This is a genomic window from Geodermatophilus sp. URMC 60 (genome assembly GCF_053502585.1).
This window is the reverse complement of sequence record NZ_CP199958.1, coordinates 2,169,740-2,182,454: the sequence shown is the minus strand read 5'-3', so window position 1 is coordinate 2,182,454 and position 12,715 is coordinate 2,169,740. Positions and strand designations below refer to the sequence as shown.

Genomic DNA, 12,715 nt, shown 5'->3' with positions numbered 1-12,715 from the left:
CGCCCGACCACGAGGAGTCCCCCGATGGCCACTCCCCGCCCCGAGCTGCCGGTCCTCATCCTGGGTGCCGGCCCGGTCGGCCAGACCACCGCGCTGCTCCTGGCCCGCTGGGGCCTGCGCGTCGTCGTCCTCGACGGCCGGCCCGAGCGCGACGCGATCGGCAGCAAGGCGATCTGCCAGCAGCGCGACGTCCTCGACGTCTGGGACGCCGTCGGCGTCGGCGCCGAGATCGCCCGCCGCGGCGTCACCTGGACCACCGCCCGCACCTTCCACCGCGACGCCGAGCTGTTCAGCTTCCAGTTCGCCGACCGCGGGAGGTCCCCGTTCCCGCCGTTCGTCAACATCTCGCAGTGCGAGACCGAGCGGCTGCTCGACGAGCGCATCGCCGCCGAGCCCCTGATCGACGTCCGCTGGGGTCATCTCGTCACCGGCATCGCGCAGGACGACACGGGAGTGACGGTCACCTGCACGAACGGCGAGACGGTCCGCGGGTCGTACGCCGTCGCCTGTGCGGGCCCCCGCAGCGACGCCGTGCGATCGGCCCTCGGGCTGACCTTCGAGGGCGAGACCTTCGACGACCACTTCCTCATCTGCGACATCCGGACCGACCTGCCCGGCTGGGAGACCGAGCGTCGCTTCTACTTCGACCCGGAGTGGAACCCGGGCCGACAGGTGCTCATCCACCCCTGCCCGGACTCCACCTTCCGCATCGACTGGCAGGTGCCGCCCGATTTCGACCTGGCCGCCGAGGAGGCCTCCGGTGGCCTGGACCGGCGGATCCGCCAGGTCATCGGCAACCGCCCCTACGAGGTCGTGTGGAAGTCGGTCTACCGCTTCCACTCCCGGGTGGTGGACCGGATGCGGGTCGGCCGGGTGCTGGTCGCGGGCGACGCGGCGCACCTCGTCTCCCCGTTCGGCGCCCGCGGCCTGAACTCCGGAGTGCTCGACGCCGAGAACGCCGCCTGGAAGGTCGCCTTCGTCCTCCGCGGGTGGGCCCCGGAGTCGCTGCTGGACAGCTACCACGACGAGCGGCACGCCGCAGCGCTGGAGAACATCGAGGTCACCGGCGCGACCATGCGCTTCCTGGTGCCGGGCAGCGAGGAGGAGGCCCGCCGCCGTCTCGACGTCCTGGAGCGGGCCGCCACCGACCCGCGCGCCCGGGCGGAGGTCGACTCCGGCCGGCTCGCCGAACCGTTCTGGTACGTCGACTCACCGCTGACCACCCCCGACCCGGCACGCCCGTTCCCGGGCCGCCCGGCGCGCGGTGACGTCCCCGTGCCCGCCCCCGGCGTGCTCGTGCCCGACTGCCCGGTCACCGTGCCCGGCCGGCCCGAGGTCGTCCGGCTGCGCCAGCTCGCCCGCGAGGGCGTCACCGTCCTGCTCGGCGACGACGCCGCCCTGCCGACCCTGCCCGCCGGCCTCCGTGCAGGGGCCCGCCACGAGCTCGCGAGTGGCGGGGGGCAGGGAGGTCCTCCTCTGCCGGTGAACGTGCACCGGATGGGCGACCTGGACCCCAGCGGCCTGCTCAGCGAGGCCCTGGGCGCCGGTTCCGACGAGGTCTGGGTGCTGCGTCCCGACGCGCACGTCGCCGCCGTGCTCACCGATCCCGCCGAGGTCGCCCCCGCGGTGGCCCGGCTGCTCGCCCTCGAAGGACCCCCTTGCCCCCCACCGGAGAAGGACCCTCCTGCCCCCCACCACTCGCAAGCTCGTGGCGGGCCCCTGCAGGAGGGCCGGCGGCGGACCCCTGCGGTCCCGGTGTCCACGATCTGAAGGAGAGGAATCCCTGATGGCGTTCTACCGGCAGGTGGGCGAGGTCCCACCGAAGCGGCACACCCAGTTCCGTCGTCCCGACGGCGGCCTGTACTACGAGGAGCTGGTCGGCGAGGAGGGCTTTTCGTCGGACTCCGCTCTGCTGTACCACTCCGGCGTCCCGTCGGCGATCGTCGACGCCCGCCCGTGGGAGCTGCCCGACCAGAGCCTGACCCCCAACGCGCCGCTGGTGCCCCGGCACCTGAAGCTGCACGACCTGTTCCCGGGCGAGGAGCACAAGGCGGTCGACGCGGTGACCGGCCGGCGGCTGGTGCTCGGCAACGGCGACGTGCGGATCTCCTACGCCGTCTCCTCCCTGCCGAGCCCCTACTACCGCAACGCGACCGGCGACGAGTGCGTCTACGTGGAGCGGGGCGCGGCCACGGTGGAGACCGTCTTCGGCGCGCTCGAGGTCGGGCAGGGCGACTACGTGATCATCCCGCGGGCCACCACCCACCGCTGGATCCCGACCGGCAGCGAGCCGCTGCGCACCTACGTCGTCGAGGCCAACAGCCACATCGCCCCGCCCAAGCGCTACCTCTCGAAGTACGGGCAGTTCCTCGAGCACGCGCCGTACTGCGAGCGCGACCTGCGCGGGCCGGCCGAGCCGCTGCTGGCCGAGGGCTCCGACGTCGAGGTGTACGTCAAGCACCGCGGCAACGGCCCCGGCGGGCTGGCCGGCACGGTCCACGTGCTGCCCGAGCACCCGTTCGACGTCGTCGGCTGGGACGGGCACCTCTACCCATACGCCTTCAACATCGCCGACTACGAGCCGATCACCGGCCGGGTGCACCAGCCGCCGCCCGTCCATCAGGTCTTCGAAGGCCACAACTTCGTCATCTGCAACTTCGTGCCCCGGAAGGTCGACTACCACCCGCTCGCGGTGCCGGTGCCCTACTACCACTCCAACGTCGACAGCGACGAGATCATGTTCTACGTCGACGGCGACTACGAGGCCCGCAAGGGCTCGGGCATCGGCAAGGGCTCGATCTCCGTGCACCCCGGCGGGCACAGTCACGGCCCGCAGCCGGGTGCGGTGGAGCGCTCCCTGGGCGTGGAGTACTTCGACGAGCTCGCCGTCATGGTCGACACCTTCCGGCCGCTGGACCTCGGCGAGGCCGGCACCGCCGTCGACGACGGGAAGTACGCCTGGACCTGGTCCGGGCGGGGACCGTCGGCGTGACGGCGCTGTCCAGCGACCTGTTCACCGGCCTCTTCGACGACGCGGCGCTGTTCCCGCCGGGAGACGCGCCGATGGCCGCCGCCGTCCCGGCGCACCGGGAGCTGCGGGAGCGGCTGGGGGACCTGGTCGGGCCGTTCGTCGTGCCGGCCGCCCGGCTCGGCGAGCTGATCGCCGAGCCGGGCGACGGCGGACCGATCCACGTGTCGCCGATCGCGGCGGCCGGTGACCTGCCGGCCGCCGCCGCCCGGGTCACCCGTCAGCCGGGGCTGACCCTGGCCGCCGTCGAGGTCCCGGTCGCCACCGACGCGGCGGCGGCCCGCGAGGCGGTCCGGGTTCTCGACGACGTCCTGCCCGCCGATGTGCCGGCGGCCGTCGAGCTGCCCCGCAACCCCGCCCGGGACGAGGTGCTCGACGTCCTCGCCGGGACCCGCCACCGCGCCAAGCTGCGCACCGGCGGCCTGCGCGCCGCGCTGTTCCCCTCCCCGGAGGAGTTCGCCGCGACGCTGGCCGCCTGTGTCACGCGTGGGGTGGCACTCAAGTGCACCGCCGGCCTGCACTCCGCCGTCCGGCACACCGACCCGGCCACCGGGTTCGCGCACCACGGCTTCCTCAACGTCCTGCTGGCGGTCGACGCGCTCATGACGCAGAAGGCGACGCCGACCGCCTGGCTGACCGAGACCGATCCCGCTGCGTTGGTCACCGCACTGCGGACGTGGCCGGCCGACCGCGCCACCCGCGTCCGGGCCGTCTTCACCTCCTTCGGCACCTGCAGCGTGCTCGAGCCGGTCGACGACCTCCTCGCCCTGGGCCTGCTGCCCTCCGTGGAACGGACACCCGCATGAGCCGCACCTGGTTGGACCTGCCCCCCGGCACCGGCTTCGGGCTCGACAACCTGCCCTACGGCGTCTTCTCCACCCCGGGCACCGCGCCCCGCACCGGCGTTGCCATCGGCGACTCCGTCCTGGACCTGGCGGCGGCCACCGGGGACGCGGCGCACGCGACCGGCTCGCTCAACGCCTTCCTGGCCCGCCGGCCGCAGGCGTGGGCGCAGCTGCGCGCGCAGCTCACCGCCTGGCTCACCGACGAGGCGCACCGCGGCGCCGTGGAGCCGCACCTGCTGCCGCGTGACACGGTGATGCTGCACCTGCCGGTCGAGGTCGCCGACTACGTCGACTTCTACAGCTCGCAGCACCACGCCGAGAACCTCGGGCGGATGTTCAGACCGGACTCCCCGCCGCTGACCCCCAACTGGAAGCACCTCCCCATCGGTTACCACGGTCGCGCCGGCACCGTGGCCGTCTCCGGCACCCCGGTCGTGCGGCCCAACGGGCAGCGCAAGGCGCCGGCGGACGACGCGCCGACGTTCGGGCCGTCGCAGCGGCTGGACATCGAGGCCGAGGTCGGCTTCGTCGTCGGCACGCCGTCCGAGCTCGGCCGCCCGGTGCCCCTGGCCGCCTTCCCCGAGCACGTCTTCGGCGTCTGCCTGGTCAACGACTGGTCCGCCCGGGACATCCAGTCCTGGGAGTACGTGCCACTGGGCCCCTTCCTCGGCAAGTCCTTCCTCACCTCGGTGTCCCCGTGGGTGGTGCCGCTGGCCGCACTGGAGGCCGCTCGCGTCGCCGCCCCGGCCCGCGACGTCCCGCTGCTGCCCTACCTCGACGACACCGGTCACCCCTGGGGCCTGGACCTCACGCTGGAGGTGCGGCTCAACGGCGAGCTGATCAGTTGCCCGCCGTTCGACTCGTTGTACTGGACCCCGGCCCAGCAGCTGGCCCACATGACCGTCAACGGCGCCAGCCTGCGCACCGGCGACCTGTACGCGTCGGGCACCGTCTCCGGCCCGCAGCGCGACCAGCGCGGCTCGTTCATCGAGCTGTCCTGGGGCGGCACGGAACCCCTGACGCTGTCGGACGGGTCGACGCGCACGTTCCTCGAGGACGGCGACGTCGTGACGATCAGCGCCACCGCACCCGGTCCGGACGGGACGCGCATCGCCTTCGGCGAGGTCACCGGCCGGATCGAGCCGACCCGGTGAGCGTGCCGCCTGCACGCCCCGTCCTGCTCCCCACGCCTGCCCGGGCACCGGGGGTGGCGACCGTAGGCTGGCGGGCACGAGGCCACGGGAGGGCCGGCGATGACCGAGGGCAACGACGGGGGCCAAGGCGGGGGCACGCCGCAGTCGCAGACGCTGGACCGGGGCCTGCGGGTCCTCGAGCACCTGGCCGCCGTGGGCCGACCGCAGCCGATCGCGGAGATCGGCCAGGCCCTGGGGCTGCACCGGTCGATCACCTACCGCTTGCTGCGCACCCTGGAGGACCACCAGCTCGTCGAACGGGACCCCGCGGGGCACTACTGGCTCGGCCTCGGGATCGCCGGACTGGCGCGCGGCGTGCGTGCCGACCTGCAGACCGCCGCCCTCCCGTGGCTCAACGCCCTGGTCGCGGAGCTGGGGATGACCGCGTTCCTGGTCGTGCGTGCGGGCCACGAGGCCGTGACCGTGACCAGCGTCGAGCCGCAGGACACGGCCGCGCACGTCGTCTACCGCCCGGGCACGCGGCACCCCGTCGGCCGCGGGGCGCCCGGCCTGGCCCTGCTGATGCCCGAGGCCCCGTCACCGGACGACCGGGAGGCGCTGCGCGAGGCGCGCCGGGTCGGTTGGGCCAGCTCGCACGGCGAGGTAATCGCCGGGATGCGGTCGATCGCCGCACCGGTGCTGGGACCGGACGGAGGCGCCCGCGCCGCACTCGCCGTGGTCTTCGTCGACGAGAGCGCGGACGCCCAGCGGGTGGGGCAGGCCGTGACCGCCGCCGCGGAGAAGGTCGGCGCCGGGCTGCGCTGAAGAAGGAACACCTGCCCCGCCACTGGGAGAAGGACCCCGTCGTCCCCACTCCCCTCGCGGGCTCGGGGCCGATCCGGGACGAGGCCGGGGACGCTGCAGGGGACCGCCCTCACGGTCAGAAGTTGCCGCGCCTGGCCTGCTCCCGCTCGATCGCCTCGAACAGCGCCTTGAAGTTGCCCTTGCCGAAGCCGAGTGAGCCGTGCCGCTCGATCAGCTCGAAGAAGACCGTGGGCCGGTCCCCGATCGGCCGGGTGAAGATCTGCAGCAGGTAGCCGTCCTCGTCCCGGTCGACGAGGATGCCGCGCCGCTGCAGTTCCTCGACCGGCACCCGCACGGTGCCGATGCGGGCCCGCAGCTCGGGGTCCTCGTAGTAGGAGCCCGGGGTGGGGAGGAACTCGACGCCCTCGGCGGTCATCGCGTCGACGGCGGCGAGGATGTCGTTGGTCGCCAGCGCCACGTGCTGGGCGCCGGGGCCGCCGTAGAACTCGAGGTACTCCTCGATCTGCGACTTCTTCTTCCCCGTCGCGGGCTCGTTCAACGGGAACTTGACCCGGTGGTTGCCGTTGCTGACGACCTTGCTCATCAGCGCCGAGTAGTCGGTGGCGATGTCCTCGCCGACGAACTCGGCCATGTTGGTGAAGCCCATGACCCGGTTGTAGAAGTCGACCCAGCGGTCCATGGCGCCGAGTTCGACGTTGCCCACGACGTGGTCGATCGCCTGGAACAACCGCTTCGGCCGGCCGGGTCGCGGCTCGTGGGGCGAGCTCCGGGCCACGTAGCCGGGCAGGTACGGGCCGGTGTACCGGGAGCGGTCGACCAAGGTGTGCCGGGTGTCGCCGTAGGTGGCGATCGCGGCGACGCGCACGGTGCCGTGCTCGTCGCCGAGGTCGTGCGGTTCCTCGAGGACCGTCGCGCCCTGCGCCGACGCGTGCGCGATGCAGCGGTCGACGTCCGGTACCGAGAGCGCGATGTCGCGGATGCCGTCGCCGTGCCGGCGGTGGTGGTCGGCCAGCGGGCTGGCCGGGTCGTAGGCACCGGTGACGACGAAGCGGGCCGCGCCCGACCGCAGCACGTAGGCGAGGTGGTCGCGGTTCCCGGTCTCCGGACCGGAGTAGGCGACCAGCTCCATGCCGAGGGCCGACTGGTAGAAGTGCGCCGCCTGCGTGGCGTTGCCGACCACCCACACCAGCGCGTCCCAGCCGGAGACGGGGAACGGGTCGCCCGAGGCGTCGTACTCGACGAGTCCGACCAACTGCCGGAGCTGGTCGAGGTCGAGCCGCGCGAGGCGCTCGTCGTCGTTGAGGGTCTGCTCGAGGCTCATGCCGGGCTCCTCCTCCGGACGCCGGTCGGTGTCGTCTGCACCACACACCCGGTGAGGGCGCTGCGCAATGAGTTCGGTGACACCTGGGCTGGCTGCTCATCGAGCACAGCAGCCGGGCACTTAAACTCACCGGACTGCACAGCCGATGCCGGAGCAGGAGGGCGCGCGGGATGACCGACGACCGGGGCCTCGACGCCCTCGACGTGGCCCTGCTGGCCGCACTGGAGGACCACCCCCGCGCGGGCGACCTCGAGCTGTCCCGGATCACCGGGGTGGCCCGGGGCACCGTGACCGCGCGCCTGCAGCGCATGGAGGCCGCCGGCGTCGTCACCGGGTACGGGCCGGACGTCGACGTCCGCGCGGCCGGCTTCGGGGTCCAGGCCTTCGTGACCCTGGAGATCGCCCAGGGCGCGATCGACGAGATGCGGCACGACCTGGAGTCCATCCCGGGCGTCCTGGAGGCCCACGCCACCACCGGGAGCGGTGACGTGCTGTGCCGGGTGGCCGCCCGCTCGCACGAGGCCCTGCAGCAGGTCCTCGTCGACCTCAACCGCTCCTCGGCGGTGATGCGCTCGACGAGCGTCGTGGCGCTCTCCCAGCTCGTCCCATGGCGGACGCGATCCCTCCTCGAGTCCGGAGCCGCACCGGGCGCCGGCCGCTCCGGCATGCGGCGGCCGGGCGGGACCGAGCCCACGAGCTCCTGAGACGACGGCGGGCCCCGACCGTCGCGTGCGGTCGGGGCCCGCCCTGCGTGGTCCTCGGTCGAGGACGACTCCGCGGACGTCCTCGCCGCCCTGCATGTCCTCGTAGGCCTCGACGACATGTGCTCGCAGGCCTCGACGACCGCCACCCCGGACGCCGTCCGGTCACCAGGGCGCGGCCTGCGGCGGGACGGAGGTCGGCGCCCGGAGCTCGCGCCACCTTCCGGACCCGTCGCGCCGGGGTTCCCACCCGCGGGTCCCGAACGGCCCGGTCGGCAACCGGCAGGATGCGTCCTGGCGGCGCCTGCAGTTCCCCGCCTGCAGACGCGGGCGAGGCTTGCACCGGCCGCCGACCGTCCGCCAAACTGGCCACGCAATTACTGAACGCTCGGTCGGGAAGTTGTGTCGACGCCTCCTGCCGAGGCGCCCCGACACGTCCGAGGAGTGCCGATGCCCCGGGGGTCCACCGAAGGTGTGAGCGGGGTCCCCACCCGGGTGGGCGTCATCGGTGGCGGCCGCATGGGCGCCGGCATCGCGCAGGTCTTCCTCGCCGCGGGCGCGCACGTCGCCGTCGTGGAGGCCGGCGACGAGGCCGCCGAGGCCGCCCGCGGGCGGGTCGCGGAGGGGCTGGAGGAGGCGGCCAGGCGGGGAAGGCTGGCCGGGGACCCCGACGAGGTCCTCGGCCGGCTGACGCTCCTCGCGACCCCCGCCGACCTCGGTCGGGACACCGACCTGGTGATCGAAGCCGTCCCCGAGCGGGCCGACCTGAAGGCCGAGGTGCTGGGCGCGGCGGCGGCCGCCGCTGGTCCCGCCGCCGTCCTGGCCACCAACACCAGCTCGCTGTCGGTGACGGAGCTCGCCGCGGCACTGGAGCGCCCCTCGCGCTTCCTCGGGATGCACTTCTTCAACCCGGTGCCGGCGTCGAAGCTGGTCGAACTCGTCGTCGCGCCGGAGACCGACCCGGTGCTGGTCGACGCCGCCCGCGGCTGGGTGGGCGCCCTCGGCAAGACCGGCATCGTCGTGCGGGACTCGCCCGGTTTCGCCTCCTCGCGGCTGGGCGTGCTGCTGGGCCTGGAGGCCATCCGGATGCTCGAGGAGGGCGTCGCGGACGCCGAGGCCATCGACACCGCCATGGAGCTGGGCTACCGCCACCCGATGGGCCCGCTGCGGTCCACCGACCTGGTCGGCCTGGACGTGCGGCTGGCGATCGCCGAGTACCTGCACCGGACCCTCGGTGAGCGGTTCGCCCCGCCGCAGCTGCTCCGCGACAAGGTCGCCGCCGGTGAGCTCGGCCGCAAGACCGGGCGCGGGTTCCACACCTACGACTGAGCCGGAGGCAGGCGCGATGACGGCCGGACCAGCGGACACCGCATGCCTCGTCGACCCGGTCACCTACGAGGCCGGCCCGCCGTTCGACCTGCTGCGCCGGCTGCGGGCGGACCGGCCGGTCGCGTGGGTCGACGAGCCCGCCCTGCACGGTCAGCCGGCCGGGCCGGGGTTCTGGCTCGTCCTGCGGCACACCGACGTCGAGCGGGTGCTGCGCGACGCGGCGACGTTCTCCTCGTGGCTCGGCGCGACCCAGGTCCGCGACGCCGCCGACCTCGACTGGGTGCGCCGGATGATGCTCAACATGGACCCGCCGGACCACAGCCGGCTGCGGCGCCTGCTGTCCCGCTCCTTCACGCCCCGGGCCGTCGCAGCGCTGACGGAGGCGATCCAGGCGACGGCGGCACGGCTGGTCGACCGGATGACCGCCGGCGCGCGCGAGGGCCGGTCCGACTTCGCGAAGGACGTCGCTGCCGACCTGCCGCTGCTCACCCTCGCCGACGTGCTCGGCGTGCCCGCCGAGGACCGCTGGCTGATGTTCGACTGGTCGAACCGGGTGATCGGCTGGCAGGACCCCGACTACGCCACGTCGGCCGCCTTCGACGGCACCGGTGGAACGGCGATGGCACAGGAGGCGCTGGCGCTGCGGCCGGTCCCCGACGCCGACGGGCGCATGCCCGATCCGCGGACCCGGGCCGGCATGCCCGACCTCTACGCCTACGCCCGGCTGCTGGCCGAGGAGAAGCGGCGGGCGCCCGGGAACGACGTCATGTCCGTCCTGCTCGCCCAGGTCGACGAGGACGGCGGGCAGGTGAGCGACGCCGAGTTCGAGAACCTGTTCTGGCTGTTCGCCGTCGCCGGGAACGAGACCCTGCGCAACGGCCTGCCCGGCGGCCTCATCGCCCTGCTGCAGCACCCCGAGCAGCTGGCCGTGCTGCGCAGCGACCCGTCCCTGCTGCCGGGCGCGGTCGAGGAGATGCTGCGCTGGTGGACGCCGGTCATGGTCTTCCGACGCACCGCGACCCGCGACGTCGAGCTCGCCGGCGTCCGGATCGGGGCCGGTGACAAGGTCGTCGTGTCCTTCACGTCCGCCAACCGCGATCAGTCCGTGTTCCCCGATCCCGACCGCTTCGACGTCCACCGATCCCCCAACCCGCACCTGTCCTTCGGGCACGGGCCGCACTTCTGCCTCGGCGGGCAGCTGGCCCGGGCGCAGATGCGTGCGCTCTTCGGCGAACTGCTGCGTCGAACCGAGAGCCTCGAGCTCGACGGGCCGCCGGCGCTGCTGCGGTCGACCTTCCAGCGCGGGGTCAAGCGGCTGCCGGTGCGCTGGGTCGCCGCCGGCTGACGCGTCCCATCGCCCCTCCCCGGACGACGTCGCGGCCCGGGAGATCGCCGGTTCGGCGATCCCCCGGGCCGCGACGTCCGATCAGCTCGTGGTGGCCGCGCCCTGGGCCGCCGGCGGCCAGGTCTTGGCCACCATCGTCAGGACGTCGTAGGTGGCCACCGGCTTGCCCTCGGCGTTGACCAGGACGGCGTCCCAGCGGACCTCGCCGTGGTCGGCGCCTCCGCGCGGGCTGATCTGCTTGGCGGTGAGCGTGACGGTCAGCTCTTCGCCCGGCTTGACGGGGGTGAGGAAGCGCAGGTCGTCCACGCCGTAGTTGGCCAGCACCGGCCCCGGGGCCGGGTCGACGAACAGGCCGGCGGCGAACGAGACGAGCAGGTAGCCGTGCGCCACCCGGCCGCCGAAGAGCGGGTTGGCCGCGGCGGCCTCCTCGTCCATGTGGGCGTAGAAGGTGTCGCCGGTGAACTCGGCGAAGTGCTCGATGTCCTCGAGCGTCACCGTCCGCGGGCCGGCGGTGATGGAGTCGCCGATGCGCAGCTCGGCCAGCGACTTGCGGAACGGGTGGACGCCGTCGTCGTTGCGCTCGGCCCCGGCGACCCAGCGTCCGCCGATCGCGGTGAGCTGGTCGGGCGAGGCCTGCACGGCGGTGCGCTGCATGTGGTGCAGCACACCGCGGATGCCGCCGAGCTCCTCGCCACCGCCCGCGCGGCCCGGGCCGCCGTGCACCAGCACCGGCAGCGGCGAACCGTGCCCGGTGTTCTCCTCGGCGTCGTCGCGGTCGAGCACCAGGATCCGGCCGTGCGCGTGGGCGGCGCCGAGGACGAACTCCCGGGCGAACTGCCGATCGTGGGTCACCACGGAGCCGACCAGGCTGCCCTGACCGCGGGCGGCGAGCTCCACGGCCTGGGCGACGCCGTCGTAGGGCAGGACCGTGCTGACCGGCCCGAACGCCTCGACGTCGTGCGGCTCGGCGGCCGTCAGGTCGTCGCAGCGCAGCAGCATGGGAGGGAGGAACGCGCCACGGTCACGGTCGGCGCCCACCACCTCGAAGTGCTCGGGGTCGCCGACCACCAGCTCGGCGACGCCGCGCAGCGCCTTCAGCGAGCGCAGCACCTCCTCGCGCTGGTCGAGGCTGGCCAGCGCGCCCATCCGGACGCCCTCGGCATCCGGTGCCCCGACGACGACCTCCGCCAGCCGGTCCCGGGTCGCCTCGATGACGTCGTCGATCAGGTCGCGCGGCACGAGGGCGCGGCGGATCGCCGTGCACTTCTGCCCGGCCTTCACCGTCATCTCGGTGACCAGCTGCTCGACGAACAGGTCGAACTCGGGGGTGTCCGGGGTGGCGTCCGGGCCGAGCACGGAGCAGTTCAGCGAGTCGGCCTCGGCGTTGAAGCGCACGGAGTTGGCCACCACCGCCGGGTGGCTGCGCAGCTTTCGGGCGGTGACCGCCGAACCGGTGAAGAAGACGAGGTCCTGGCCGGCCAGCCCGTCGAGGAGACCGGTCGGGCTGCCGGCCAGCAGCTGGAGCGATCCCTCCGGCAGCAGGCCGGACTCGACGATCCTCCGGACGACCGCCTCGGTGAGGTAGGCGGTCTGGCTGGCCGGCTTGACGATCGTCGGCACGCCGGCGAGGAAGGCCGGCGCGAGCTTCTCCAGGAACCCCCAGACGGGGAAGTTGAAGGCGTTGATCTGCACGGCGACGCCGCGCAGGGGCGTGTAGAGGTGCTGGCCGACGAAGGTGCCGCCCTTGCCGAGCGGCTCGACGCCGCCGTCGAGGACGACGGTGTCGTCGGGCAGCTCGCGGCGGCCCTTGCTGGCGTAGGAGAGCACGGTCCCGAAGCCGCCGTCGATGTCGACCGCGCTGTCGCGATCGGTGGCGCCGGTGCGGCGGGACAGCGCGTAGAAGGCGTCCTTGTCGGCCATCAGCTTCAGGCCCAGCTGCTTGAGCAGGCCAGCCCGCTGGTGGAAGGTCAGCTCGCGCAGCGCCGGGCCACCGACGGTGCGGGCGTGCTGCAGCATGGCGGGCACGTCGAGGCCGGTGCTGCTGATGCGGGCGACGGCCTCCCCGGTCACGGCGTCGGCGATGGGGGTGCCGTCGTCGGGTGCGGCGTACCAGCGCCCGGCGACGTGGCTCTCGAGAAGAGGTGCGGTCGTCATCGGGGGACTCCTCTGGTGCCCCTCCGCGGAGGGG

The 12,715-nt window shown here is 73.8% G+C and carries 10 protein-coding genes; 8 read left to right on the top strand and 2 right to left on the bottom strand.

Features of this window, described 5'->3' with window-relative positions:
* Nucleotides 1–24 precede the first annotated feature (24 nt).
* The 5 genes from ACWIX3_RS10540 (at nucleotide 25) to ACWIX3_RS10520 (ending at nucleotide 5,831) form a co-directional block, all read left to right on the top strand.
* Nucleotides 25–1,770 (top strand): FAD-dependent monooxygenase, encoded by a 1,746-nt coding sequence (locus ACWIX3_RS10540; protein WP_448612024.1) that lies wholly within the window; start codon nucleotides 25–27, stop codon nucleotides 1,768–1,770.
* 16 nt (nucleotides 1,771–1,786) lie between these two features.
* Entirely contained in the window at nucleotides 1,787–2,992 is a 1,206-nt protein-coding gene (locus tag ACWIX3_RS10535; RefSeq protein ID WP_448612023.1) for a cupin domain-containing protein, read from the top strand.
* Nucleotides 2,989–3,834: a hypothetical protein gene (locus tag ACWIX3_RS10530; RefSeq protein ID WP_448612022.1), complete on the top strand. Its 846-nt coding sequence runs from the start codon at nucleotides 2,989–2,991 to the stop codon at nucleotides 3,832–3,834. The genes ACWIX3_RS10535 and ACWIX3_RS10530 overlap by 4 nt, the downstream gene beginning before the upstream one ends.
* Nucleotides 3,831–5,027, top strand: coding sequence for a fumarylacetoacetase (gene fahA, locus ACWIX3_RS10525; protein WP_448612021.1), 1,197 nt, complete (start codon nucleotides 3,831–3,833; stop codon nucleotides 5,025–5,027). Before ACWIX3_RS10530 ends, fahA begins: the two co-directional genes overlap by 4 nt.
* A gap of 99 nt (nucleotides 5,028–5,126) precedes the next feature.
* Nucleotides 5,127–5,831, top strand: coding sequence for an IclR family transcriptional regulator (locus ACWIX3_RS10520; RefSeq protein ID WP_448612020.1), 705 nt, complete (start codon nucleotides 5,127–5,129; stop codon nucleotides 5,829–5,831).
* 115 nt (nucleotides 5,832–5,946) lie between these two features.
* Here ACWIX3_RS10520 and hppD read toward each other — a convergent pair whose 3' ends face one another.
* A complete protein-coding gene (hppD, locus tag ACWIX3_RS10515) occupies nucleotides 5,947–7,152 on the bottom strand; it encodes a 4-hydroxyphenylpyruvate dioxygenase (RefSeq protein WP_448612019.1) in 1,206 nt (401 codons plus the stop codon).
* A gap of 170 nt (nucleotides 7,153–7,322) precedes the next feature.
* Here hppD and ACWIX3_RS10510 point away from each other — a divergent pair, with 170 nt between their 5' ends.
* The 3 genes from ACWIX3_RS10510 (at nucleotide 7,323) to ACWIX3_RS10500 (ending at nucleotide 10,527) form a co-directional block, all read left to right on the top strand.
* Nucleotides 7,323–7,856: an Lrp/AsnC family transcriptional regulator gene (locus ACWIX3_RS10510; protein ID WP_448612018.1), complete on the top strand. Its 534-nt coding sequence runs from the start codon at nucleotides 7,323–7,325 to the stop codon at nucleotides 7,854–7,856.
* A gap of 471 nt (nucleotides 7,857–8,327) precedes the next feature.
* A complete protein-coding gene (locus ACWIX3_RS10505; protein WP_448612017.1) occupies nucleotides 8,328–9,182 on the top strand; it encodes a 3-hydroxyacyl-CoA dehydrogenase family protein in 855 nt (284 codons plus the stop codon).
* Nucleotides 9,183–9,198: 16 nt separating this feature from the next.
* Entirely contained in the window at nucleotides 9,199–10,527 is a 1,329-nt protein-coding gene (locus ACWIX3_RS10500; protein ID WP_448612016.1) for a cytochrome P450, read from the top strand.
* 81 nt (nucleotides 10,528–10,608) lie between these two features.
* Here ACWIX3_RS10500 and paaZ read toward each other — a convergent pair whose 3' ends face one another.
* Nucleotides 10,609–12,681, bottom strand: coding sequence for a phenylacetic acid degradation bifunctional protein PaaZ (gene paaZ, locus ACWIX3_RS10495; RefSeq protein WP_448612015.1), 2,073 nt, complete (start codon nucleotides 12,679–12,681; stop codon nucleotides 10,609–10,611).
* Between the last annotated feature and the right edge of the window lie 34 nt (nucleotides 12,682–12,715).

Bases quoted from the DNA above. Each gene is read 5' to 3' on its own strand.
- hppD (WP_448612019.1), bottom strand. From the start codon at position 7,152: ATGAGCCTCGAGCAGACCCTCAACGACGACGAGCGCCTCGCGCGGCTC.
- ACWIX3_RS10500 (WP_448612016.1), top strand. From the start codon at position 9,199: ATGACGGCCGGACCAGCGGACACCGCATGCCTCGTCGACCCGGTCACC.
- paaZ (WP_448612015.1), bottom strand. From the start codon at position 12,681: ATGACGACCGCACCTCTTCTCGAGAGCCACGTCGCCGGGCGCTGGTAC.
- ACWIX3_RS10510 (WP_448612018.1), top strand. From the start codon at position 7,323: ATGACCGACGACCGGGGCCTCGACGCCCTCGACGTGGCCCTGCTGGCC.
- ACWIX3_RS10540 (WP_448612024.1), top strand. From the start codon at position 25: ATGGCCACTCCCCGCCCCGAGCTGCCGGTCCTCATCCTGGGTGCCGGC.
- ACWIX3_RS10535 (WP_448612023.1), top strand. From the start codon at position 1,787: ATGGCGTTCTACCGGCAGGTGGGCGAGGTCCCACCGAAGCGGCACACC.
- ACWIX3_RS10520 (WP_448612020.1), top strand. From the start codon at position 5,127: ATGACCGAGGGCAACGACGGGGGCCAAGGCGGGGGCACGCCGCAGTCG.
- fahA (WP_448612021.1), top strand. From the start codon at position 3,831: ATGAGCCGCACCTGGTTGGACCTGCCCCCCGGCACCGGCTTCGGGCTC.